The organism is Campylobacter sp. 2014D-0258 (assembly GCF_008000495.1).
Lineage (GTDB): Bacteria > Campylobacterota > Campylobacteria > Campylobacterales > Campylobacteraceae > Campylobacter_D > Campylobacter_D jejuni.
In genome coordinates this window covers 90,869-114,130 of the sequence record NZ_VOAR01000015.1, presented here as the reverse complement: position 1 = coordinate 114,130, position 23,262 = coordinate 90,869, and the positions used below count along the sequence as shown (strand labels likewise).

22 protein-coding genes, 1 tRNA gene and 1 pseudogene are annotated in these 23,262 nt (G+C 30.8%); 14 read left to right on the top strand and 10 right to left on the bottom strand.

Annotation, left to right across the window (positions count from 1 at the left end; genetic code table 11):
- The first annotated feature begins 130 nt into the window (after window positions 1–130).
- Window positions 131–2,859 (top strand): annotated as a pseudogene (locus SR62_RS09470) (conjugal transfer protein TraG N-terminal domain-containing protein).
- A gap of 20 nt (window positions 2,860–2,879) precedes the next feature.
- Window positions 2,880–3,011, top strand: a complete 132-nt coding sequence (locus tag SR62_RS09310) for a hypothetical protein (RefSeq protein WP_002853808.1) — start codon at window positions 2,880–2,882, stop codon at window positions 3,009–3,011.
- A 332-nt stretch (window positions 3,012–3,343) separates the two neighbouring features.
- Here the strand turns inward: SR62_RS09310 and SR62_RS02600 are convergent, their stop codons facing one another.
- The 4 genes from SR62_RS02600 to SR62_RS02580 all read right to left on the bottom strand — a co-directional run bounded on the left by SR62_RS02600 (window position 3,344) and on the right by SR62_RS02580 (window position 5,293).
- Window positions 3,344–3,703 (bottom strand): type II toxin-antitoxin system HicB family antitoxin, encoded by a 360-nt coding sequence (locus SR62_RS02600; RefSeq protein ID WP_002779573.1) that lies wholly within the window; start codon window positions 3,701–3,703, stop codon window positions 3,344–3,346.
- 3 nt (window positions 3,704–3,706) lie between these two features.
- Entirely contained in the window at window positions 3,707–3,934 is a 228-nt protein-coding gene (locus SR62_RS02595) for a type II toxin-antitoxin system HicA family toxin (RefSeq protein ID WP_002854037.1), read from the bottom strand.
- An 899-nt stretch (window positions 3,935–4,833) separates the two neighbouring features.
- Window positions 4,834–4,919, bottom strand: a tRNA-Leu gene (locus tag SR62_RS02585).
- Window positions 4,920–4,954: 35 nt separating this feature from the next.
- On the bottom strand, window positions 4,955–5,293 hold the full coding sequence (locus tag SR62_RS02580; RefSeq protein ID WP_002853683.1) for a F0F1 ATP synthase subunit C: 339 nt from the start codon (window positions 5,291–5,293) through the stop codon (window positions 4,955–4,957).
- A gap of 231 nt (window positions 5,294–5,524) precedes the next feature.
- Between SR62_RS02580 and SR62_RS02575 the strand changes: the two genes are divergently transcribed.
- The 5 genes from SR62_RS02575 to argH are packed head-to-tail and all read left to right on the top strand — an operon-like array spanning window position 5,525 to window position 13,022.
- A complete protein-coding gene (locus tag SR62_RS02575; protein ID WP_012006702.1) occupies window positions 5,525–6,859 on the top strand; it encodes a sodium-dependent transporter in 1,335 nt (444 codons plus the stop codon).
- Window positions 6,860–6,871: 12 nt separating this feature from the next.
- Complete coding sequence (locus SR62_RS02570; RefSeq protein ID WP_002853706.1) at window positions 6,872–8,212, top strand: sodium-dependent transporter; 1,341 nt, start codon at window positions 6,872–6,874, stop codon at window positions 8,210–8,212.
- 31 nt (window positions 8,213–8,243) lie between these two features.
- Window positions 8,244–10,043, top strand: coding sequence for a biotin/lipoyl-containing protein (locus SR62_RS02565; RefSeq protein ID WP_002891922.1), 1,800 nt, complete (start codon window positions 8,244–8,246; stop codon window positions 10,041–10,043).
- Window positions 10,044–10,055: 12 nt separating this feature from the next.
- Window positions 10,056–11,630 carry a phosphoenolpyruvate carboxykinase (ATP) gene (gene pckA / locus SR62_RS02560; RefSeq protein ID WP_002866012.1) on the top strand — a complete coding sequence of 525 codons (1,575 nt, stop codon included), beginning with the start codon at window positions 10,056–10,058 and terminating at the stop codon, window positions 11,628–11,630.
- A 9-nt stretch (window positions 11,631–11,639) separates the two neighbouring features.
- A complete protein-coding gene (gene argH / locus SR62_RS02555) occupies window positions 11,640–13,022 on the top strand; it encodes an argininosuccinate lyase (protein WP_002891924.1) in 1,383 nt (460 codons plus the stop codon).
- Between the two features lie 21 nt (window positions 13,023–13,043).
- Here argH and ychF read toward each other — a convergent pair whose 3' ends face one another.
- The 6 genes from ychF to rpiB are packed head-to-tail and all read right to left on the bottom strand — an operon-like array spanning window position 13,044 to window position 17,521.
- Window positions 13,044–14,147 carry a redox-regulated ATPase YchF gene (ychF, locus tag SR62_RS02550; RefSeq protein WP_002891926.1) on the bottom strand — a complete coding sequence of 368 codons (1,104 nt, stop codon included), beginning with the start codon at window positions 14,145–14,147 and terminating at the stop codon, window positions 13,044–13,046.
- Entirely contained in the window at window positions 14,144–15,595 is a 1,452-nt protein-coding gene (locus tag SR62_RS02545; RefSeq protein WP_002891928.1) for a leucyl aminopeptidase, read from the bottom strand. The genes ychF and SR62_RS02545 overlap by 4 nt, the downstream gene beginning before the upstream one ends.
- A complete protein-coding gene (locus tag SR62_RS02540) occupies window positions 15,592–16,188 on the bottom strand; it encodes a DedA family protein (protein ID WP_002891930.1) in 597 nt (198 codons plus the stop codon). Before SR62_RS02540 ends, SR62_RS02545 begins: the two co-directional genes overlap by 4 nt.
- An 18-nt stretch (window positions 16,189–16,206) precedes the next feature.
- On the bottom strand, window positions 16,207–16,755 hold the full coding sequence (apt, locus tag SR62_RS02535) for an adenine phosphoribosyltransferase (protein ID WP_002865899.1): 549 nt from the start codon (window positions 16,753–16,755) through the stop codon (window positions 16,207–16,209).
- A complete protein-coding gene (locus SR62_RS02530) occupies window positions 16,752–17,084 on the bottom strand; it encodes a membrane protein (protein WP_002853247.1) in 333 nt (110 codons plus the stop codon). Before SR62_RS02530 ends, apt begins: the two co-directional genes overlap by 4 nt.
- Entirely contained in the window at window positions 17,084–17,521 is a 438-nt protein-coding gene (rpiB, locus tag SR62_RS02525) for a ribose 5-phosphate isomerase B (protein ID WP_002856024.1), read from the bottom strand. Before rpiB ends, SR62_RS02530 begins: the two co-directional genes overlap by 1 nt.
- Before the next feature lie 164 nt (window positions 17,522–17,685).
- On the opposite strand from rpiB, the gene SR62_RS02520 reads away from it, so the two are divergent.
- The 7 genes from SR62_RS02520 to SR62_RS02490 all read left to right on the top strand — a co-directional run bounded on the left by SR62_RS02520 (window position 17,686) and on the right by SR62_RS02490 (window position 23,170).
- Entirely contained in the window at window positions 17,686–18,240 is a 555-nt protein-coding gene (locus tag SR62_RS02520) for a CheB methylesterase domain-containing protein (RefSeq protein ID WP_002855874.1), read from the top strand.
- A 15-nt stretch (window positions 18,241–18,255) separates the two neighbouring features.
- A complete protein-coding gene (locus SR62_RS02515; protein ID WP_002865901.1) occupies window positions 18,256–19,044 on the top strand; it encodes a CheR family methyltransferase in 789 nt (262 codons plus the stop codon).
- A 135-nt stretch (window positions 19,045–19,179) separates the two neighbouring features.
- Window positions 19,180–19,908: an amino acid ABC transporter ATP-binding protein gene (locus SR62_RS02510; RefSeq protein WP_002865902.1), complete on the top strand. Its 729-nt coding sequence runs from the start codon at window positions 19,180–19,182 to the stop codon at window positions 19,906–19,908.
- 21 nt (window positions 19,909–19,929) lie between these two features.
- Entirely contained in the window at window positions 19,930–20,709 is a 780-nt protein-coding gene (peb1A, locus tag SR62_RS02505; RefSeq protein ID WP_002865903.1) for a bifunctional adhesin/ABC transporter aspartate/glutamate-binding protein PEB1a, read from the top strand.
- A gap of 1 nt (window position 20,710) precedes the next feature.
- Complete coding sequence (locus tag SR62_RS02500) at window positions 20,711–21,463, top strand: amino acid ABC transporter permease (protein ID WP_002853332.1); 753 nt, start codon at window positions 20,711–20,713, stop codon at window positions 21,461–21,463.
- A gap of 10 nt (window positions 21,464–21,473) precedes the next feature.
- On the top strand, window positions 21,474–22,133 hold the full coding sequence (locus tag SR62_RS02495; protein ID WP_002853290.1) for an amino acid ABC transporter permease: 660 nt from the start codon (window positions 21,474–21,476) through the stop codon (window positions 22,131–22,133).
- A 107-nt stretch (window positions 22,134–22,240) separates the two neighbouring features.
- Entirely contained in the window at window positions 22,241–23,170 is a 930-nt protein-coding gene (locus SR62_RS02490; RefSeq protein WP_002856539.1) for a ribose-phosphate pyrophosphokinase, read from the top strand.
- The last annotated feature ends 92 nt before the right edge of the window (window positions 23,171–23,262 follow it).

Sequence of the window (23,262 nt, the reverse complement as noted above, 5' to 3'; positions counted from 1 at the left end):
TTATAAGTACGAAACGAAACATAGTTTCACCCCCTTTCTAGGGTGTGATTATGCCACAGGGTTGCAGCCTTGTGGCAAAACCCTTAATGCAATTATACTAAACAAACTCTTTAACTTCTTAAAACAGTCCATGAAAAGATTTTACTTGTTATTCCTTAGCACTTTGTTTTTTGCACCTTCATTTTTATTTGGTGCAACTGAAATAGCTAATAGCAATTTAATTTATACTTGGGGTTATGGCGATGTGATGAATGAAATCATGCAAGCGGTTAAAGGAATAACCACTGAAACAAGTTATATCGTTAATGCAGCCTTAGCTATTTCATTATTACTTTTTAGTATTAAAAAAGCAATGGATGGACAAACAAACCCTGTGTTTGAATTTGGAAAAATGTTTGTACTTTTTGCTGTAGTGTGGTACATGTTTTTAAAAGCACCAAATGACAATAATCACCGCTTCATGATTCACGATGAAGTCACTAGCAAAGATTATGTCATTTCTCAAATTCCTATAGGTATAGGAAAAAGCTTTGCATTAATGACACAATTTGAGAAGGTTATCCTAGAAGCTATGGAAAAACATTTTTCAACTCCACAATCTACAAATTTCTCTAATGCAGGTTTAGGTTTTTCACTTCAAGTAATGAGTACTTTGCCAAGTGTAAAGCTTTCGGCTATTGATGCAACTTTACAAAAAAATATTGATTTTTACTTTAGAAACTGCGTTTCAGTAGGTATCTTGCTTAATCAACAAGGTAGAAATCTTTTTCAAAACTCTGATAATTTAATGCAAGATCTTTTTACAAACATAGGCAATGGCTCTCAGCTCACTCCTTTGTTCACAAATAACAATAATATTGAAGAACAAAGTGTTGTGCCTTGTTCTGATGCAGGTCCTCAAATCGTTGAAATGATTAAAAAAGATACAGATGAAGCTATGAAAATTCATGCTGCTTTGCTTGGTATGGTAGATGATATGACAAATTATGAGCAAAAGTTCTTAGGCGCTGCACAAATCTATAACGAACAAGCTGTAAGTGCTAGATCTTATTTGCAACAATCCATGATAATGCTTGCTTCTCAAGATGCAATCATTAATACCGCTAAATCAGCAGGATTAAATCCTGCTTCTGTGGCTGCAAATACTGCTTATGCGGATCAGCAATTTTACGCAAGTATGCAAGCACAAGGACACTTGGCACAAACTTATTTGCCTTTAGCTAAAGCTTATTTAACAGCCATTATCATAGGTTTGTCTTGGCTTGTTGCTTTGCTTTCTATTGTGGTTGGCTCTTATGCTCATATTAAGATGTTTTTTACTCTATGTATTTGGATAGTGCTTTGGACTCCTATACTTTGTATTATTAATTATCTAAATGATTACAATCTTATGAAAGTTGCACAAGTAATAACAGGTGGAAAAGCAGCTTTAAGCTTAGGAGGATAATATGCTTATCTTTAAAGAAGTAGTAAATAGATCAAATTTCATGAATTATCTTGTAATGAGTACTCCTGTTTTAGCTTATGCTATAGCTAAAGCAAGCGAGTAAGGATTTGTAACTTTTGCTTCTGGATTATCTCAAGCTCTAACAGGTGCTTCAAGAGCTGCTGGAAGCTTTGCAAATCAGCAAGCTCTATCTACACAAACTAGCATTGCTGCTCCTAGAGGAGATGAAGTTTGGTCGATGAATGCAGGGGTAGCATCGCTTCAATATGCAAGAAATATAGATGGTGTGGTTACTAAATTTAATACTCAATCAGTTATGGGTGATAATACAAAGAATTCTGAAATCTCTAATGCAAATATGACAGGAACAAATGTTGATGGTATGATGTCAGGCGCCAAACTTAGCGCAGGAACTATGACAACTGTTAATAGCGTATCTCAAGCAAATTCTGATGCTTGGAATAAAAACTTTAATGATCAATATTCACATATGAGTCAAAGCGGTAGAGCAAGTGCATTTAAATGAAGCTAAAGGATTTATGGAGAAAGGAGATGAAGCATTTAAGAAGGCTTTTGCAAATAATATTGGACAAGAGATTCAAAATAGAACTGATTTAACTAGCGAAGAAAAGGCTAAAATTGCATTAGCAGCTTCTGCTCATGCAGGTTTTAGCGTTCTTGGAAATGGTGCTGAAATTCAATCAAGTGCAAGTTCAAAAAGAGGTATAGGAAATGTTGAAACTTTTTCAGAAGCTCAAAAAGCTGCATATAATGAAATAATGGAAAGAGCTTCTCTTAAAACTCTATCTACCACAAAAGGTATGGATTCTTCTTGGAGTAATACGCTTTCAGGTGGCGATTCTACAGCTTATTCAAAAATGGTTGGATATGCTCAAAGCTATACCCAAACAGAACAAGGTATTCAATCTGTTAGTACTAATAATATTGACAATACACTTAATGTGGTTGCAAGAGATCTTGTTGCTGGAGATAATAAAGACTTTAGCAATCTTAATACAGCTCAACAAAATGAATACTTTGCAAAAGCAGATAATTATGTATCCGATATGGTTAAGAATGATCCTGCACAACTTGCACAATATAATAGTCAATATGGCGCTCAAAGCATTGTTAGTCCAAATAACACTACTATGCCACACGCTGCAGGTATGAATTTTAAAACCATTGATGGATCAGAAAGAAGTGTTTTAACTCAATCTAATTTAAATCAAGATCAAGTAAATCAAAGTAGCAAAAGAACAAGCAACACTACAACAATGCCAGATAGTCAAGAAGTTAAAAGCGGAGCAACTCACTCGCAAATAGCTCAAGATAATAAAAAAGGAAGTAATGCTATTAGGGAAACTTCTAAAAATTGGAATCCTATTGGAAAAGATACTCCTTCTATTTAAACAAAAGGCTTTATAGCCTTTTGTTTAAAGATAAAATAGAATCTAAAATAGCACAATTTACAGAAAAAGCTATAAAAAACAACGATAATATAAAAACTAATGCAATAAAAGCAATTACGACAGATTTAACAGTTGTTAATACTCCTAAATAAACTCCAATTAAAATCGAAATTGAAATTAGCAAGAGAAAACATAAGAGAAATAAAATTTTATTAATTATTTTAGTTTCCCTTTTTTCTGTATTTCTGTTTTTTAGAAAAACCATATAAAAACTTAAAATTGAAAAAAACAACACAATAAATATTAAAAAGCTAACAACTAAGTATGTGGAAAGCATAATATTACTCCTTGACTAATAACTTATTCATATTTTTAATAAAATTATACCATATTTTAATAAATTTTGAAAGTATTTTTGCTATAAAATGCCTATTTTTTAGTGGTTTGAAACGGATTTCTTTTTTTTATTTAACTATGTCAATTTTTAAGTGCTTATTTTATAAGACTTTATAGCGCTATTTGCAAGATCAGCTAAGAATTTACTTCTATTATCGCTTATTGTATCTATTGCCTCTACTAAGCTTTTAGGCAAGGTAATATTAATTCTAATTTTTGCTTCATTATCAATAGGTTCTTTAATATAATCACCTTTTTCAAGCATAACTTCTAATGCTCCTTTAAATGCTTCTTTGAGATCTTTTAAGGCTTCTATTTCATTTTCACCATCTCCCATAATATAAGGGAAATCTTTATATCTTGCAAAATATCCTCCGCCATCTTTTTCATCAAGTTTTTTTATAATAATTTCATAAGGTAGATTAAGATAGTAATCTAAGTCTTTCATCATTCATTCTCCTGTTATAGCTTTTAAAACCATTTTGACATATATAGCTTTTATAGGGCGTTTAAATGGAATAGTAATAAGATCACATTCTTCTTTTCTGAATTGATAATGTGATCCGCCTTTATTAAAACATTCATAACCTTCGCTTTCTAATAAAATCTTAAGCGTTTCAAAGCGCACATTGTTAGGATTATTTTTCAAATCTTTAATAATTTTATCTTTTTTACTCACTATAATATCCTTATGAGTATGTATTATACACACTTTTTATTAAGTATCACTTATAAACCGATCGCAATTCTTTTAATCTTACTCTCTTTGTATATTTAATTAAAAGTATTAAGACTGGGATTATTGAGCTGTGTTTTGAAACGGATTTCTTTTTTATTTGACTTGAAAAAATGAATAAGAATTTGTAGTTTTATGTACTAACAAAGGCAAGGGGCTTCTCTGCCACTGCGGTTTTGTTAAAAATACTTCCATTTTAAACTTAAAAAACCTAAAGTTTAGATATAATCTCACAAAACGCTTACTATGTCGTTTCATAGTTAGCCTTGATTGATAAATTTCCGCCAAGAGTGAAAACTCAAGGTGGATTTTTTATTATAGCGAATCTTGTTTTTTTTGCTTTTCTAATTTTTTGTAAAAGTATTTTTGCTATGAATTTCTCATAACCGAAAGCCACGTCTCTTTCTTGTAACCGAAAGAGTAGCCATGCCTAATATGCTTTAATTATAGTATTTTTGAATAAATGTTTTATCATCTTATTGATTATTTGTGTGATAGAATTTCCTTTCCGCAAATCAATGTACCTTAATACTTTTATTCTCTTGTTAATTTTCTTATTTTTGGATATCTTTACAATCAAATACAAAAAACTTCTTATAAAAATAGTTTTTATCTTTTTTATTGTGTCTTTTTGTGTAAGCATTTAAAATAAACTCCTTAAGCTAATTTCTCCTAACTTTTTAAAACAAAAAATAAAAAGTTAGGAGAAAAGTTAGGGAAAAATTTTTAAAATGATTTTAACGGAAAAATTTAATTTAGATTTTAGATAGTTTTAAAGTCCTATTTTATAGATATTTTTTAAGTTTTATATTTATGTTAATTTATGTAGTTAGCAGTATAAATGGTGCGGTTAGCGAGATTTGAACTCGCACACGCGGAGCGCACCACCCCCTCAAGATGGCGTGTCTACCAATTCCACCATAACCGCATAGAAAAAAGCCCAAAAAAGGGCTTTAATAAGTTTTATTGTAAAACTATAAAAGGATTTGCATAAAGTGCTATTAGCGCGATAACAAGAGCATAGATAACTTGTGCTTCAATCATCGCTAAAGCGATAAACATGGTTGTCATTAATTTTGGCCCAAGACCAGGGTTTCTAGCTGTTCCTGCAATTGTTGCCGCTGCAGTATTACCCATACCGATAGCACCACCAAGTGCTGCAACACCAAGACCTAAGCCTGCTGCAAGAACTGAAAATGCTTTAATCCATACATTAATAGCTTCTTGCTCTACTGGAGCATTAGTTTCAGCTGCAAAAGCTACTGCTGCACATGCTAATAATAAAAAAAGAACTTTTTTCATTATCTTAACCTTTCTATAAAAAAATTTTTTCAATTTTTAAATCAGTTCGGCTTGCGTATCCCTACTTAAGACTTAAAAATAAAGCCGAATTATAACCAAAAGTATCTTTATTTTTATTGAAATTTACAAAAATTCACATTTTTGATTTAAATTTGATTGTTTTCAATAAAGCTTAAAAGTTTTTTTGCTTTAATAATATTTTAAAATAATTTTTAAGTTAAGGTTGTAACATTGAGTTCTAAATTTTCAAAAATAGGTTTCATTTTAGCGGTAGCAGGTTCAGCAGTGGGCTTGGGTAATGCTTGGAAATTTCCAACACTAGTAGGTCAAAGTGGTGGATCTGCTTTTATCTTGCTTTATATAATTCTTACTTTGGGTGTAGGTTTTGTGATATTTTTAGCTGAGCTTAGCATAGGAAAAATTAGTGAAAAAGATCCGGTTAATGCCTATGAAAAGTTAGCACCTTCAAATAAAAAAGCTTGGTCTTATGTTGGTTTTACTATGGTGGGGGCGATTTTAATAGTTTCTTTTTATACCTTGGTGATTGGCTGGATAGTTAAATATGTGTTTTTAAGTATCACTGGAAATTTGCCTATGGATCTAGAAGTAAGTAAAGCACAGTTTGGATTTTTTACAAGTGAGGATTTTTTAAGTCAGTTTATTTGTTTTACTTTGGTTTTTTTATGTGTTTTTTATATTGTTTCTAAAGGTGTTAAGAATGGGATTGAAAAGTTAAATGTTTGGATGATGCCTTCATTATTTATTTTACTAATCTTGATGCTTGTTTATGCTATTAGTAAAGATGGTTTTATGATGGCGGTTAAATTTCTTTTTGTGCCTGATTTTTCCAAAATCAACACTTCAAATGTTCTTGAAGCTTTAGGACTTGCTTTTTTTAGTCTTTCTTTGGGCGTTGGAACGATTATTACTTATTCTGCTAGTCTGCCTGATAAAACTAATTTTATTACCAGTACTTTAAATATTATTTTTATCAATCTTTTAGTTGGTTTATTAATGGGTTTGGTTGTTTTTACTTTTATCTTTGAATTTGGCTACAATCCTAATCAGCAAGGACCAGGACTTGTTTTTATTTCCTTAGCTACTTTATTTGAAAAGATTGGAGTGATTGGTTGTATTTTTGGAGCAGCATTTTTTATTTCTTTAATCTTTGCTGGTATTACTTCAGCTGTTTCAATGATAGAGCCTTTTGCTTTTTATCTTATTAATACTTTTGGCATGAGCCGTAAAAAAGCTTTGATTTTAATAGGAATTGTTGTTTATATTTTAGGAATGTTGTGTATTTTATCTTCTTTAAAAAGTACTCAGTTTGGATTTTTTGGAATGAGTTTTTTTGATTTGCTTGATAGTATTTCAAGTAAGGTTATTATGCCTTTAGGTGGAATTTTGGCAGCTATTTTTGTGGGATTTGTGATGAAAAAAGAAGCTTTAAAAATTTTATTTGAACCTTATATGAGGGGTATATTTTTTGAACTTTGGTATGTGTTTTTGAGATTTATTTCCCCTTTGGCTGTTGTTATAGTTATGATAGCCGCTTTTTTAAAGTGAGTTTGAAAAATAATGAGAACATATTTTTCAAAAATCGGTTTTGTATTGGCTGTTGCTGGTGGAGCCGTTGGTTTAGGTAATGCTTGGAAATTTCCAACTTTAAGTGCAGAAAATGGTGGTTTTGTTTTTGTGCTTTTATATTTGTTTTTTACTTTAACCATAGGATTTAGTATTTTTTTGGCTGAAGTGGCTATGGGACGTTTAAGTAAAAGTGATCTTGCAAATGCTTATTCAAATCTTGCCATAAAATATGGCAATAGATGGCGATATGGCGGCGTTTTTATGTTAGGTGGTATTTTTGTTCTCTCTTTTTATCTAGTTATTATGGGATGGGTTTTAAAATATACTGTAGTTAGTCTTTATTATCTTCCTAAAACCTTAGATGAAGCAGCAAGTAATTTTCAGAATTTAATTACTACAAATTTGACAAGTTCTGTTTTTTTCTTCACTTTATCTTTTTTTCTTACTTTATTAATAGTATCTAAAGGTTTAATCAAAGGGATTGAAAAATTAAACGTTGTTATAATGCCTAGCTTATTTTTAATGCTTGTTTTTATGTTGTTTTATTGTATGGGATTTAAGCAAGGTTTTGCAAATGCTTTTTCTTATTTATTTTATCCTGATTTTTCACATTTTAAATTTAGCTCTATTGCCGAAGCTTTAGGGCTTGCATTTTTTACCTTATGCTTGGGAATAGGTTGTATAGTTACATATTCATCAGCCTTGGATAAAAAAACAAATTTTATAAAAAGTTCAGTGTATATTGTTTTGATTAACTTATTGATTTCTTTTATCATGGGACTTATTGTTTTTACTTTTATCTTTGAATTTGGAGCCGATCCGCATACTCAAGGAGCAGGAATTGTTTTTGTATCTTTGATGAGTTTGTTTAATCAACTTGGAGCTTTAGGCTATATTTTTGCATTTTGTTTTTTCTTAGCACTTTTTTTTGCTGGTATTACTTCAGCTGTTTCAATGATAGAGCCTTTAACTTTTTATATGATTAATAACTATCAAATTTCTCGTGTTAAAGCTCTATTTTTAATAGGTTTATTTGTTTTTGTTTTTGGAATTTGTTGCATCTTGTCATTAAATTTAAATTTTTTTTCTATGTTTAGTTTTTTTGGCAAAGATTTTTTTACTTTATTAGATAAATTAACTTCAAATTTTTTACTTCCACTTGGTGCTATAGTATGCTCTATATTTGTAGGTTTTTTTATGAATAAAAAACAAATTTATAAAATTTTTTCTAAATTTATAAGTCGAAAAATTTTCTTAATTTGGTTGTTTTTTATTCGTTTTATATCGCCTATAGCAATAATTTTGGTAATGTGTTATCAAATTTTTGTATAATAATGAAAAAATATTTTTTTAAGGAAAAATAATGGCTAAAAAATTCATCGATGTAATGGATACAAGCTTTAGGGACGGTTTTCAGTCTGTTTATGGAGCTAGGGTTTTAATGGATGATTTTTTTCCTGCAGTAGAAGCAGCAAAAGAAGCAGGCATTACTCATTTTGAATTTGGTGGTGGTGCTAGATTTCAAAGCTTGTATTTTTATCTTAATGAAGATGCTTTTACCATGATGGATAGATTTAGAGCTATTGTAGGAAAAGATGCCAATCTTCAAACTTTAGCAAGAGGGGTTAATACTGTTACTTTAGATACTGGAAGTAGTGAGCTTATTGATTTACATGCAAAACTTTTTGCAAAACATGGTACTACAACGATAAGAAATTTTGATGCCCTTAATGATGTAAATAATTTAAAATTTAGTGGCGAATGTATAGTAAAATATGGGTTAAAGCATGAAATTACTATTACTTTAATGGATTTACCGTCAAATTGCAAAGGTGCTCATGATGTGCCTTTTTATGAAAAAATTTTAAAAGAAATTTTAACAGCAGAAATTCCTTTTCATAGCATTTGTTTTAAAGATGCAAGTGGAACTTCTAATCCAAATAAAATTTATGAAACCATTAAAATGGCTAGAAAAATTTTACCTCAAGATACACATATTAGACTTCATACGCATGAAACCGCAGGGGTGAGTATAGCCTGCTATCTTGCAGCACTTGAAGCAGGTGTTGATGGTATCGATTTGGCTGCAGCTCCTGTAAGTGGTGGAACTTCTCAGCCTGATATTTTAACCATGATGCATGCCTTAAAAGGTAAAGATTATGATTTAGGTGGACTTGAAGAAGAAAAAATTCTAAAATACGAAGAAGTTTTAAAAGATTGTTTAAAAGAGTATTTTTTACCCCCTGAAGCTACTATGGTAAATCCACTTATTCCTTTTTCTCCTATGCCAGGAGGAGCTTTAACGGCAAATACACAAATGATGAGGGATAATAATATTTTAGATAAATTTCCACAGGTCATTCATGCTATGAGAGAAGTTGTAGAAAAAGGTGGATTTGGTACTTCGGTTACTCCAGTTTCTCAATTTTATTTTCAACAAGCATTTAATAATGTTATGTTTGGGCCTTGGAAAAAAATCGCAGAAGGTTATGGAAAAATGGTGCTTGGTTATTTTGGAAAAACTCCTGTTGCACCCGATGCAAATATTGTTGAACTTGCTTCAAAACAACTTAATTTAGAACCTACTACAGAGCTTGCTATAAATATAGCTGATAAAGATGAGAGTAAAAGTATAGCTTATACCAAAACCTTACTTGAAAAAGAGGGTATAGAAACGAGTGAAGAAAATATATTTATTGCAGCAGCTTGTAAAGAAAAAGGTATAGCATTTTTAAAAGGAGAGGCAAAGGTAAATATACGCAAATTAGCCAGTATGCCAAAACCTATGAGTGTAGATGAAAACAAATTTACCGTAGCTGTAAATGGTAATAAATATCATGTAGAAGTAAGCTATGGCTTTGATAAAGATGTTAATGTTAAGAGTGTAAAAAAAGTAGAAGAAAATAAAAATATTATTTCTTCAAATTCGACAAGTTCTGTAGATGCTGAAAATGAAGTTTTAGCAGGTATTTCGGGTAATGTTTTTAAAATTTATGTTAACGAAGGCGAAGAAGTAAAATCAGGTCAAGCTATCATGGTTTTAGAAGCAATGAAAATGGAGATTGAGGTTAATGCTCCAAAAGATGGAATTATTTCAGAGCTTTGTATTAAAATAGGCGATACTGTTAATGAAGGCGAAGTATTAGCTATTTACAAGAATTAAAGTGAGGGAAAAATGAAAAAATTTGATAATTTAGGTTTAGATAACATAAAGGAAATTTTTCATAATTTAAGTTATGATGAATTAAATGCTCATGAAAAAGCAAATAATGAAGGTTTAAGCACGGATAATGATACTTTTTGTGTAGATACAGGGATTTTTACAGGTAGAAGTCCTAAAGATAAATATTTTGTAAAACAAGATCCATCTAGTAAATATATAGCTTGGGGAAAGATAAACCAGCCTATTACAAAAGAATTATTTGATAAACTTTTAACTAAAGCAAAGCAAGAGTTAAGTGGAAAGAAAATTTATGTTCAAGATGCTTTTTGCGGTGCTTCTTTGCAAAGTCGCAAAGCAGTAAGATTTGTTACTGAAATTGCATGGCAAGCGCATTTTGTTAAAAATATGTTTATTCGCCCAAGTCAAGAGGAACTTGAGAATTTTAAAGCAGATTTTATTGTTTATAATGCTTGCAAATGTATTAATGAAGATTATAAACAAGATGGTTTAAATTCAGAGGTTTTTGTGATCTTTAATGTTGAAGAAAATATAGCGGTTATTGGTGGAACTTGGTATGGTGGAGAAATGAAAAAAGGTATTTTTTCTATGATGAATTATTGGTTGCCACTAGAAAATAAACTTTCTATGCATTGTAGTGCAAATGTCGGAGAAAAAGACGATGTGGCACTTTTCTTTGGACTTAGCGGTACAGGAAAAACTACGCTTTCAACCGATCCAAAAAGAAGACTCATAGGTGATGATGAGCATGGCTGGGATGATGAAGGTGTGTTTAATTTTGAGGGCGGTTGTTATGCAAAAACAATCAATCTTGATCCTGAGCATGAGCCTGAAATTTATGGCGCGATTAAAAGAAATGCACTTTTAGAAAATGTAGTTTTAAGAGCTGATAAGAGTGTTGATTATGCTGATGCTTCAAAAACAGAAAATACGAGAGTTTCTTATCCTATAGAGCATATTGAAAATCATGAGCCTAGCTTAAAAGCAGGGCATCCAAAAAATATTATATTTTTAAGTGCAGATGCTTTTGGAATTTTGCCTCCGGTGAGTAAATTAAGCAAAGAGCAAGCTATGTATTATTTTTTAAGCGGTTATACAGCAAAAGTAGCTGGAACTGAGCGTGGTATAACAGAGCCTCAAGCAACTTTTTCAGCTTGCTTTGGAGAACCTTTTATGCCTTTACATCCAACGGTTTATGCGAGATTGCTTGGTGAAAAGATTGAAAAACATGAAGTTAATGTTTATCTTGTTAATACGGGTTGGAGCGGTGGAAGTTACGGTGTAGGTAAAAGAATGAGTATTAAGGCTACTAGGGCTTGCATTAATGCTATTTTAGATGGGAGTATTGCAAAATGCGAATTTGAAAATTTTGAAGTGTTTAATTTAGCTATTCCAAAAGCTTTAGAAGGTGTAGAAAGCACGCTTTTAAATCCTATAAATACTTGGTTAGATAAAAATGCCTATACTGAAACAAGAGATAAGCTAGCACATATGTTTGTGCAAAATTTCAAACGCTATGAAGATGTCAAAGAAGGTATTGAATTTAGCAAATTTGGACCAAAAATTTAAGGTATTTAAATGAAAAATGAAATGTGGTCAGGACGCTTTAGCGGTGCAAGCGATGAGCTTTTAAAAGAATTTAATGCGAGTTTAAATGTAGATAAAACTTTGTTTAATGAAGATATACAAGGATCTATAGCGCATGCTACAATGCTTGAAAGTTGTGGTATTTTAAAAAAAGAAGAATTAGATGCTATTATAAAAGGCTTAGAACAAGTTAAAAGTGAAATAGAGCAAGGTAAATTTGTTTTTGATATCAAAGATGAAGATATACATATGGCCATAGAAAAGCGTTTAAGCGAGATTATAGGCAGTGAAATTGGTGGAAGACTACATACTGCAAGAAGTAGAAATGACCAAGTGGCTACTGATTTTAAACTTTTTGTAAAAAAATCTCACATAGAACTTTTAAAACTTTTAAAAGAATTGATTCAAACCATGCTCGAACATGCTAAAGTGCATAAAAAAACTATTATGCCAAGTTTTACACATTTACAACACGCTCAGCCTGTGAGTTTTTCTTTTTATATCTTAGCTTATGCTTTTATGTTAATGCGAGATGTTAAGCGTTTGCAAAATAGCCTAGAACTTGCAGACTTTTTGCCACTTGGATCTTGTGCATGTGCAGGAACAAGCTATAAAACCAATCGTGAGTTGAATGCTAAAATTTTAGGATTTAAAGATATTATGCCAAATGCTATGGATGGAGTGAGTGATAGGGATTTTGCTCTTGATTTGCTTTATGATATAGCAGTTATTTTTACACACACTTCAAGACTTTGCGAGGAAATGATTTTATTTTCAAGCTCAGAATTTTCTTTTATAACCATAAGTGATAGTTTTTCAACGGGAAGTTCTATTATGCCTCAGAAAAAAAATCCCGATGTTTGTGAGCTTATACGTGGAAAAACAGGGCGTGTTTATGGAAATTTAATTTCTCTTTTAACTATAATGAAAGCTTTACCTTTAGCTTATAATAAAGATATGCAAGAAGATAAAGAGGGGCTTTTTGATAGTGTAAAAACGGCTAAAGATAGCTTAATTATCTTAAATGCAATGTTAAAAGAAATACAAATCAACAAAGAAAATATGCTTAATGCTTGTAAAAAAGGTCATTTGTTGGCTACCGATTTGGCAGATTATTTGGTGCGTGAAAAAAATATTCCTTTTAGAAAAGCACATTTTATAGTGGGAAATGTTGTTGCACAAGCTGAAGCACAAGGTATTGATATAAGTGAAATTAAAGATCTTTCAAAAATAGATCCTGTATTTGATGAAAAAGCTATGGAACTTTTAAATTTTGAATTTTCTTTAAATTCTAAGCAAAGTGAAGGCTCAAGTTCTATTGCAAGCGTAGAAAAGCAAATTCAAATTTTGGAAGGTTTTATTCAAAATTTATAAATATTGTTTAGGCTATTTTGCCTAAACATTGAATCTAAAGTGCATTACATCGCCGTCTAAAACGATATAGTCTTTTCCTTCAAGGCGTAGCTTTCCTGCTTCTTTGGCGCCATTTTCGCCTTTGTATTGGATATAGTCTTCATAGGAAATAACTTCAGCTTTTATAAAGCCTTTTTCAAAGTCATTATGAATCACGCTCGCTGCTTTTGGTGCTTTCCAGCCTTTTTTGATTGTCCAAGAACGCACTTCAACTACACCAGCGGTAAAATAACTGATCAGTCCAAGCTTAGCAAAAGCAGTGCGTATGATTTGATCAAGACCGCTTTCGTTAACTCCTAGAGAGCTTAAAAATTCATGACTTTCTTCATCACTTAATCCTACTAATTCTTCTTCGATTTTTGCACAAAGCTTGATAACTTCATGATCATTTTTTTTAGCATATTCTTTTAAAGCTTTTACATAATCATTATCTTCACTAATACCATTTTCATCAACATTTGCACCATAAATCACTTCTTTAGCAGAAAGCAGTCTTAATTCTTTGATTAAGGCTTGATAAATTTCACTTTCTTTTTCAAGGTAAGAGCTTGCGGCTAAGCCTTTGTTTAAATGATCAAGTAAGGAATTTGCAAGTTCGAGACTTTCTTTAGCGCCCTTTTGATTGGCTTTGGCTTCTTTGGTGAGTTTTTCTATTTTTTTACTCAGTTGCTCAATATCTGCTAAAATAAGCTCTGTATTGATAATTTCTACATCACGTAAAGGATCAACTCCACCTTCAACATGGGTAATATTTTCTTCATCAAAACAACGTACTATATGCAAAATAACCTCAGTTTCACGTATATTTGAAAGAAATTTATTTCCCAAGCCTTCGCCTTTACTTGCACCTTTAACAAGCCCAGCGATATCTACAAATTCTATTAAAGAATGCATAATTCTTTCAGGTTTTACTATTTTAGCAAGTTCATTAAGTCTTAAATCAGGAACTTCAACCATGGCTTTATTAGGCTCTATGGTGCAGAAAGGATAGTTTGCGCTTTGGGCATTTTGTGCTTTAGTTAAAGCATTAAAAGTTGTTGATTTGCCAACATTTGGAAGTCCTACTATACCTACACTTAAACTCATTTAGCTTTCCTTAAAATTTGAATTAAATAATTAACGCACATTCTAACTCCAGCTCCACCTGCGCCAAAACTAGAATATCCCCAAGATTTTTCTGTATAAGCAGGTCCTGCTATGTCAAGATGTAGCCATTTGTCTTTATATTCTTTACGAATAAATTTATCTAAAAATAATCCTGCGGTAATTGCACCTCCGTAGCGACTAGAGGCAGTGTTGCTAACATCGGCAATATTTGATTTTATAAGTTCTCTTAAGTGAGGGTTGAAATGTAAGATTGTGGTATATTCCCCGCTTTTTTTAGAGCTTAGATAAAAATCATTTTGCAAATCTTCATTATTTCCCATAATAGCGCTTGTAAATTCACCAAGTCCTACAACACAAGCTCCAGTAAGAGTTGCCATATCGATAAGTAAATCAGGTTTTAAATCCTGTGCAAAAGAAAGGCAATCAGCTAAAACTAAGCGTCCTTCTGCATCTGTATTTCTTACCTCTATGCTTACACCTTCACGACTGATTAACACATCATCAGGCTTGTAAGCATTGCCACCTATCATATTTTCAGTTGCGCCCAAAATACAATGCACTTCTAAATCTAAAGCAAGTTCAGCTACGGCTTTTATGATTCCCATTGCTGCTGCTGCACCGCTTTTATCAGCTTTCATTGTAAGCATAAAATCAGCTGGTTTTAAGCTTAATCCACCGCTATCGTAAGTTAAGCCTTTTCCAACAAATACAACACGTTTTTTTGCATTTTTGACTTTATAGCTTAGATGAATGAGGCGTGGTGGGTGTACCGAGGCACGATTTACCGCTAAAAAGGCATTCATTTTTTCTTTGGCTAAAAATTTTTCATCATAAATTTTACAAGTGATGTTTTTATTTTCTTTAGCTAAATTTTGTGCATCTTCTGCCATTTTCAAAGGGGTGTAAATTTCAGGAATTTCATTGACTATATTTTTAGTAAAATTTGTGGCATTAGCTAAAATTTCTCCACGCTCTAAACCTATCTTAGCTTCATCTTTATTAAATTTCTTACCATTTAATTCTTCGCTTGAAATAATAAATCTTTCTAAAGTACTTGTTTTTTTCTCACTTTTATATTTGTCAAATTTATAAGCTCCAAAAAGTACGCCTTCAACTAAAGATGCAAAACTTCTAACTACACAATCTCCTATTATGCTAGGAAGTTTTACGCTTTTAATATTAAGTTTCTCAAGAGTTTTATATGCTGTGCAAAGACTTAATCTTATATCCTCATAAGCAAGACTTTTAAGCTCTAAATAAAGCTTTTTATTGTTTAAGTCTAATAATGCACCTTCGCCTTTGTAATTATTAAGTTTAAAAAAATCTTTTTCTTTGTTAAAAATTTTTAAATTTTTATCCTGTATAAAAACAAGTTCAAAGTCTGCTTTTATAGCATCTAGTTTTTTATCGTTTAATTCAAATTTCATGATTTTTTCCTTTTGTCTTTAAGTATAGCTTTTTCCATTTGTTTAAAACCAAATAATAAAAGGGATAAAAAAGCTATAATAATAATGGCTGCATAATACCAATGTTCTTCAGCCCAAGTTACCATCTTCCAAATTTGTTCTCCAAAATACCAAGCTAAAAGTATAGTGATTGATGCCCAAACCCAAGCACTAAAAAGATTGATAATAGCAAATTTTTTTGCACTATAACGCGTGATTCCTATACTCATAGGTATAATGGTTCTAAAGCCATACATATAGCGTTGTATAAAAATAATAGGCCAACCAAAACGTTGTAAAAGTAGGTGTGCTACTGCAAATTTACGCCTTTGAGTTTTTAATTTTTTTTGTATGTAGTGTTTATTATATCTTCCTATATAGAAATAAATTTGATCGCCTACAAAACCGCCAAGACCTGCTATAAATATAACAAAGCCTAAATTTACATGTCCTTGATGGGCAAAAATACCTGCTAAAATTAAAGCTAACTCTCCTTCTAAAATGCACCATAAAAAAATAATAATATAAGCTAGATCTTTGTATTGGTAAAGTAAATTTTTTAAAAATTCTTCCATTTGTACCTTTCTATAGTTTTAAATTTCTAAAACACTATAAACTGAAGTAAGTTTTTCAAGTTTATTTGCTCCATTTAAATCTTTAAGATTCATTAAAAAACAAGCTTCAACACATTTTGCTCCAGCTTTTTGAATGAGTTCATATGAAGCTATAGCTGTTCCGCCAGTTGCTATTAAATCATCTACAAGTAAAACTCTTGCATTTTGAATATTTTTAAATGCATCTTTATGAAGTTCTACTTTATCGCTGCCATATTCAAGATCGTATTCGCAGCTAAAGGTTTCAAAAGGGAGTTTCCCAGGTTTTCTAATAGGCACAAAAGGAAGATTAAGTTTTGCACAAATCATAGATGCAAAGATAAATCCTCTGCTTTCTGTTCCTGCTATGAAGTCTAGATTGTAATCTTTGTAGCGTTCTTTTAAATGTTTAAGTAGAAAATTTAAAGCCTCTTTGTTATTTAGTAGAGTGGTAATATCTCTAAAAATAATTCCTTTTTTTGGAAAATCAGGAATAATCCTAATGCTATCAAGCAGATATTTTTGTTCTTCTTGTGTTAGTTTTATCATAATAATGCCTCGATTTTTGCTTCTAATTCTTTAATTCTTTGTCTTAGTTTGTCATTTTCCAAACGATATTGAGAATTTCTAGTTCTTAAAGATGTAAGGTCTGCTTTGATTTTATTAAGTTCTTCTGTGAGTATATCTATATTTCCAAGACTTCTTTGAAGTTGAATTTGTAGTTTTCTAATGACAATCTCAGTATCATCAAGATTGTTTTTGATAAAATCTTTCGATGTTTTTTCTTTATTAAGTAGAGTTTTATAGTAAAACAACATTACAATAAGATAGATAGTTGCACAAATCAATATAGTTAAAACAAGCCAGTTTGTAAACATTATATTTTTACCTCAATTTTTTGAATTCTTTGCATATGTCTCCCTTCTTCAAAAGGAGTTTGAATGAATTTTTCTATAATATCTATAGCTAATTCAACCCCGATTAATCTTCCGCCTAATGCCAAAACATTGGCATCATTATGCCTTCTTGCAAGTTCTGCACTTAAGCTTTCATGACATAATGCACAACGAATGTTTTTATGACGATTTGCTGCAATAGAAATTCCAATTCCACTTCCACAAATAAGAATGCCAAAGCTTCGTTCGTCTATTTTTTCGGCAAGTAAATGTGCATAATCAGGATAATCGCAGCTTGCGCAAGTGTTTGTTCCTAAATCGTTAAAAATTATATTTTTTTCTTTTAAAAATACGCAAATTTTTTCTTTTAATTCAAAACCAGCATGATCACTAGCAATATAAATTTTTTCCCTAAGCATTGGTTTCCTAATTACTATATAAAATAAGATAAAAACCTAATCTTATCATATTAAATCATAAAAACAGCTTTTCTTTTTTTAAAAATAAGCTTTATTTTTCTTTATATATGTTAGAATTACGTGACAAGAAAAATAAAATTTCAATAAATTAAGGGGAGAAGAAAATGAAGCTCATACTCATAGGATCTTCAACAGGTGGTCCTAATCAGCTTAAATTTCTTTTAAAGGATATTGATATAAAAAATACTTGTGTAGTTATAGCTCAACACATGAGTGCCAGTTTTATTCCATCTTTTGTGGGGCAATTTAATAAAGAAGCTTTTAGTGAAGTGTGCTTATTGAATGATAAAGAGATATTAAGCAATAAAATTTATATTTGCCCTAAAAATACTATTTTATCTGGAAATTTAAATATTGTAGCCGCTTGGCAAGATGTGGCTTCAAGCTTTAAACCGAGTGTGGATTTACTTTTTCATTCCGCTGTTTCTTTGGCAAAAACAAATAAAATACTTGCTATTATTTTAACGGGCATGGGAGATGATGGCGCAAAAGGTTTATTTGAGCTTTATAAAACAGGAGTTAGATGTTTATGCGAGAATGAAGCAGATAGCGTCGTTTATGGTATGCCAAAAAGAGCAAAAGATATGAATCCGCATTTAAAACCTATGAGCTTAAAAGAAATTAAAAAAGAAATTGTAAATTTTATTGATCAGGATTAATAAAAGGAAAATTGCATGGAAAAAAAAATAACTCCTAGCGAATTAGAACTTAATGAATTTATAAAAATTATCAACGAAATGAGCGGTATTGATTTAACCGATAAAAAAAATATACTAGCTTTAAAGTTGAATAAATTTCTTGAAGGAACTAATACTAAAAATTTTTCCGAATTTTTGGGAAAATTAAAAAGCAATAGACAACTTAAACAAGAAACTTTAGATTTTGTAACCATAGGTGAAACTTATTTTTTAAGAGAATTGGCTCAATTGAAAGAGATAATTTATTATGCCAAAAGCTTAGAAAAGAGAGTAAATATCCTAAGCGCCCCTTGTTCAAGTGGAGAAGAGGTATATTCTTTGGCATTATTGGCTGCACAGAATTTTATTAAAGATATGTATATTTTAGGCATTGATATTAATTCAAGCGTGATTGAAAAAGCAAAACTTGGAAAATATCAAGGAAGAACTTTACAGCGATTGAGCGAGAGTGAAAAAAGAAGGTTTTTTTTAGAAAGCGAAGATAAATTTTATACTATTAATAAAAATGAGCTTTGTACTTGTAAATTTGAACTTTGCAATGTTTTTGAAGAAAAATTTTCAAGATTGGGAAAATTTGATATTATAGCTTCTAGAAATATGATTATTTATTTTGATCATGAATCAAAACTAAAACTTATGGAGAGATTTCATAGAATTTTAAATGATAAAGGAAGGCTTTATGTTGGCAATGCTGATTTAATTCCAGAGACTATTTATTTTAAAAAGATTTTCTCTCCAAGAGGTGTTTACTATGAAAAAGTATAAATTCTAAAAATTACTAAAAGTTACACTTTAGAAATTTATTAGTAAAAATAAGTTACATTTTGAAGTAGTTTTCTTTATTTAATGATAAAATAATTTTAATTAATTTTATATTTAGTTAAAAATAAAGGAAAAAACTTGATTGAATTAAAAAATGTAAACAAATACTACGGAACTCATCATGTTCTAAAGAATATTAATCTTTCTGTTAAAGAAGGTGAGAAGCTTGTTATTATAGGTCCAAGTGGAAGTGGAAAAAGTACAACTATCCGTTGCATGAATGGGCTTGAAGAAGTTAGTTCAGGCGAGGTCGTAGTTAACAATCTTGTTTTAAATCATAAAAATAAAATTGAAATTTGTCGAAAATATTGTGCAATGGTTTTTCAGCATTTTAATTTATATCCACATATGACGGTTTTGCAAAATTTGACCTTAGCTCCAATGAAACTTCAAAAAAAATCTAAAAAAGAAGCTGAAGAAACAGCTTTTAAGTATTTAAAAGTCGTAGGTTTAGTGGATAAAGCAAATGTTTATCCAGCAACCCTTTCAGGCGGACAACAACAACGCGTTGCTATAGCAAGATCACTTTGTACTAAAAAACCCTATATTTTATTTGATGAACCTACTTCAGCCCTTGATCCAGAAACCATACAAGAGGTTTTAGATGTAATGAAAGAAATTTCACATCAAAGCAATACTACCATGGTGGTTGTTACACACGAAATGGGTTTTGCAAAAGAAGTGGCAGATAGGATTATTTTTATGGAAGATGGTGCTATTGTGGAAGAAAATATTCCTAGTGAATTTTTCTCAAATCCAAAAACTGAAAGAGCGCGACTCTTTTTAGGGAAAATTCTTAAAAATTAACCAAAATTGAAAGGAGAAAAAATGGTTTTTAGAAAATCTTTATTAAAGTTGGCAGTTTTTGCTCTAGGTGCTTGTGTTGCATTTAGCAATGCTAATGCAGCAGAAGGTAAACTTGAGTCTATTAAATCTAAAGGACAATTAATAGTTGGTGTTAAAAATGATGTTCCGCATTATGCTTTACTTGATCAAGCAACAGGTGAAATTAAAGGTTTTGAAGTAGATGTTGCCAAATTGCTAGCTAAAAGTATATTGGGTGATGATAAAAAAATAAAACTAGTTGCAGTTAATGCTAAAACAAGAGGCCCTTTGCTTGATAATGGTAGTGTAGATGCAGTGATAGCAACTTTTACTATTACTCCAGAGAGAAAAAGAATTTATAATTTCTCAGAGCCTTATTATCAAGATGCTATAGGGCTTTTAGTCTTAAAAGAAAAAAATTATAAATCTTTAGCTGATATGAAAGGTGCAAATATTGGAGTGGCTCAAGCTGCAACTACAAAAAAAGCTATAGGTGAAGCTGCTAAAAAAATTGGTATTGATGTTAAATTTAGTGAATTTCCTGATTATCCAAGTATAAAAGCTGCTTTAGATGCTAAAAGAGTTGATGCGTTTTCTGTAGACAAATCGATATTGTTAGGCTATGTGGATGATAAAAGTGAAATTTTGCCAGATAGTTTTGAACCACAAAGTTATGGTATTGTAACCAAAAAAGATGATCCAGCTTTTGCAAAATATGTTGATGATTTTGTAAAAGAACATAAAAATGAAATTGATGCTTTAGCGAAAAAATGGGGTTTATAATATGAATGAAAGTGTAGGTTTTGTTGAACATTTAAGACAAATTCTTACTTCTTGGGGTTTATATGATGAAAATAGTATAAGCCCTTTTGCGGTATGGAAATTTTTAGATGCTTTGGATAATAAAGATGCTTTTATTAATGGTTTTATTTATACTTTAGAAGTAAGCATTCTTGCTTTGCTTATAGCTACAATTTTTGGAACTATAGGCGGAGTTATGGCTACAAGTAGATTTAAAATTATCAGAGCCTACACTAGAATTTACGTAGAGCTTTTTCAAAATGTTCCTTTGGTAATACAAATTTTCTTTTTGTTTTATGCCTTGCCTGTTTTAGGTATAAGACTTGATATATTTACTATTGGTGTATTGGGTGTTGGAGCTTATCACGGAGCTTATGTAAGCGAGGTGGTTAGAAGTGGAATTTTGGCTGTGCCAAGAGGTCAGTTTGAAGCTTCTGCTTCTCAAGGGTTTACTTATATTCAACAAATGCGTTATATTATAGTACCTCAAACCATTAGAATTATTTTACCACCGATGACAAATCAAATGGTAAATTTAATCAAAAATACCTCTGTATTGCTTATTGTAGGTGGAGCTGAGTTAATGCATTCTGCTGATAGCTATGCAGCTGATTATGGAAATTATGCGCCAGCTTATATATTTGCAGCGGTTTTATATTTTATAATTTGTTATCCTTTGGCTTATTTTGCAAAGGCTTATGAAAATAAATTAAAAAAAGCACATTTAACGAGATAAAGGGTTATTAATGGAAAATGTTTTTAATGCACAAAATATTGAATTTTTAATGCAAGGTTTATTTCTGACATTAAAAATAGCCTTAGCAACTTGTATTATTTCGATTGTTTTTGGAACTTTTTTAGCTATAACTAAAAATTATGGGGATAGATTAAGTAAATTTTTAGCAGCTTGCTATATAGATATTTTTAGAAATACTCCTTTATTATTATGGATGCTTGCAGCTTGTTTTGTTCTACCTGTATTTTTTGGACAATTTCCTCAAGCTTTTTGGGGTACTATAGGATTTTCACTTTATACGAGTTCGGTTATGGCTGAAATTATTAGAGGTGGATTAAATTCTATACCAAAAGGTCAGTTTGAAGCAGCTTATTCTCAAGGTTTTGGTAAATTTTTTACTCTTTTTTATATTATTTTACCACAAACTTTTAGAAAAATAATACCTGCTTTATTATCTCAAATTGTAACCACTGTAAAGGATACAGCTTATTTAGCGGGTTTAGGTATAGCTGAACTTACTTATAATTCAAAAACTATATTGGCAAAACTAACAAGTTTTGAAGAAATTTTAGCGATGATAGGTGTTGTTGCGGGAATTTATTTTATAATATGTTTTTCACTTTCTATGTTGGTAAGATATTATGCCAAAAAGACAGCTTACATTTCTTAAAAAAGCTTATATTTTTATATAAGCTTTTTAAATTTACAGCAGTTTTTAACATTTTTTTTATTAAAATCTTTTATATTAATTCATAATTTTATTGATTAAGGTTTTTTATGCGAGGTTATAAAATTTTTTCAGGCTCAGCTAATGTCGAATTTGCAAGGCAAGTTTCTAAATATCTCTCCCTGCCTTTAAGTGATGCTGGAGTAAAGCGGTTTAGTGATGGAGAGATTAGCGTTCAAATTGATGAGAGTGTACGCGGAAAGGATGTTTTTATTATTCAAAGTACTTGCGCTCCTACAAACGATAATTTAATGGAACTTTTAATTCTTACAGATGCTTTACGTCGCTCAAGTGCAAATTCAATTACGGCTATTATCCCATATTTTGGCTATGCGAGACAAGATAGAAAAGCAAATCCTAGAGTGCCAATTACTGCTAAACTTGTGGCTAATTTGATTCAAGCAGCTGGGATTGATCGCGTAGCTACGATAGATTTGCATGCAGGACAAATTCAGGGTTTTTTTGATATTCCAGTAGATAATCTTTATGGAAGTATAGTTTTTAATGATTATATTAAAGCCAAACATTTTAAAAATGCTATTATAGGAAGTCCAGATATAGGGGGTGTTGCAAGAGCTAGGAGTGTTGCAAAGCATTTAGGACTTGATATAGTTATAGTTGATAAGCGTCGTGAAAAAGCCAATGAAAGTGAAGTAATGAATATTATTGGAGATGTAAAAGATAAAGAAGTTATCTTAGTGGATGATATTATTGATACTGCTGGCACTATAGTTAAAGCCGCGGAAGCTTTAAAAGAAAAAGGTGCAAAATCTGTTATGGCTTGCTGTACTCATGCAGTTTTAAGTGGAAAAGCCTATGAGAGAATAGCAAGTGGAGCTTTAGATGAGCTTGTGGTAACAGATACTATACCTTTAAAAGAGCAATTACCAAATATTAAAGTATTAAGCGTTACACCTGTTTTTGCTGAAGTAATACGTCGTGTTTATCATAACGAAAGTGTAAATTCTCTCTTTATTTAGATTAAAAAAGCTTAAAGATTATTTTTAAGCTTTTCATTTTTATGCTACTTAAAGAAACAAAAAACATATATTTTTTTAAAAATGTGAAAAAA

What these genes read in the sequence shown, in the direction of transcription:
- rpiB (WP_002856024.1), bottom strand. Translation starts at nt 17,521, where the DNA reads ATGCTTAGGGAAAAAATTTATATTGCTAGTGATCATGCTGGTTTTGAA.
- SR62_RS02580 (WP_002853683.1), bottom strand. Translation starts at nt 5,293, where the DNA reads ATGAAAAAAGTTCTTTTTTTATTATTAGCATGTGCAGCAGTAGCTTTT.
- ychF (WP_002891926.1), bottom strand. Translation starts at nt 14,147, where the DNA reads ATGAGTTTAAGTGTAGGTATAGTAGGACTTCCAAATGTTGGCAAATCA.
- SR62_RS02520 (WP_002855874.1), top strand. Translation starts at nt 17,686, where the DNA reads ATGAAGCTCATACTCATAGGATCTTCAACAGGTGGTCCTAATCAGCTT.
- pckA (WP_002866012.1), top strand. Translation starts at nt 10,056, where the DNA reads ATGAAAAAATTTGATAATTTAGGTTTAGATAACATAAAGGAAATTTTT.
- SR62_RS02530 (WP_002853247.1), bottom strand. Translation starts at nt 17,084, where the DNA reads ATGTTTACAAACTGGCTTGTTTTAACTATATTGATTTGTGCAACTATC.
- SR62_RS02540 (WP_002891930.1), bottom strand. Translation starts at nt 16,188, where the DNA reads ATGGAAGAATTTTTAAAAAATTTACTTTACCAATACAAAGATCTAGCT.
- peb1A (WP_002865903.1), top strand. Translation starts at nt 19,930, where the DNA reads ATGGTTTTTAGAAAATCTTTATTAAAGTTGGCAGTTTTTGCTCTAGGT.
- SR62_RS02490 (WP_002856539.1), top strand. Translation starts at nt 22,241, where the DNA reads ATGCGAGGTTATAAAATTTTTTCAGGCTCAGCTAATGTCGAATTTGCA.
- apt (WP_002865899.1), bottom strand. Translation starts at nt 16,755, where the DNA reads ATGATAAAACTAACACAAGAAGAACAAAAATATCTGCTTGATAGCATT.
- argH (WP_002891924.1), top strand. Translation starts at nt 11,640, where the DNA reads ATGAAAAATGAAATGTGGTCAGGACGCTTTAGCGGTGCAAGCGATGAG.
- SR62_RS02515 (WP_002865901.1), top strand. Translation starts at nt 18,256, where the DNA reads ATGGAAAAAAAAATAACTCCTAGCGAATTAGAACTTAATGAATTTATA.
- SR62_RS02570 (WP_002853706.1), top strand. Translation starts at nt 6,872, where the DNA reads ATGAGAACATATTTTTCAAAAATCGGTTTTGTATTGGCTGTTGCTGGT.
- SR62_RS02600 (WP_002779573.1), bottom strand. Translation starts at nt 3,703, where the DNA reads ATGAAAGACTTAGATTACTATCTTAATCTACCTTATGAAATTATTATA.
- SR62_RS02565 (WP_002891922.1), top strand. Translation starts at nt 8,244, where the DNA reads ATGGCTAAAAAATTCATCGATGTAATGGATACAAGCTTTAGGGACGGT.
- SR62_RS02545 (WP_002891928.1), bottom strand. Translation starts at nt 15,595, where the DNA reads ATGAAATTTGAATTAAACGATAAAAAACTAGATGCTATAAAAGCAGAC.
- SR62_RS02495 (WP_002853290.1), top strand. Translation starts at nt 21,474, where the DNA reads ATGGAAAATGTTTTTAATGCACAAAATATTGAATTTTTAATGCAAGGT.
- SR62_RS02500 (WP_002853332.1), top strand. Translation starts at nt 20,711, where the DNA reads ATGAATGAAAGTGTAGGTTTTGTTGAACATTTAAGACAAATTCTTACT.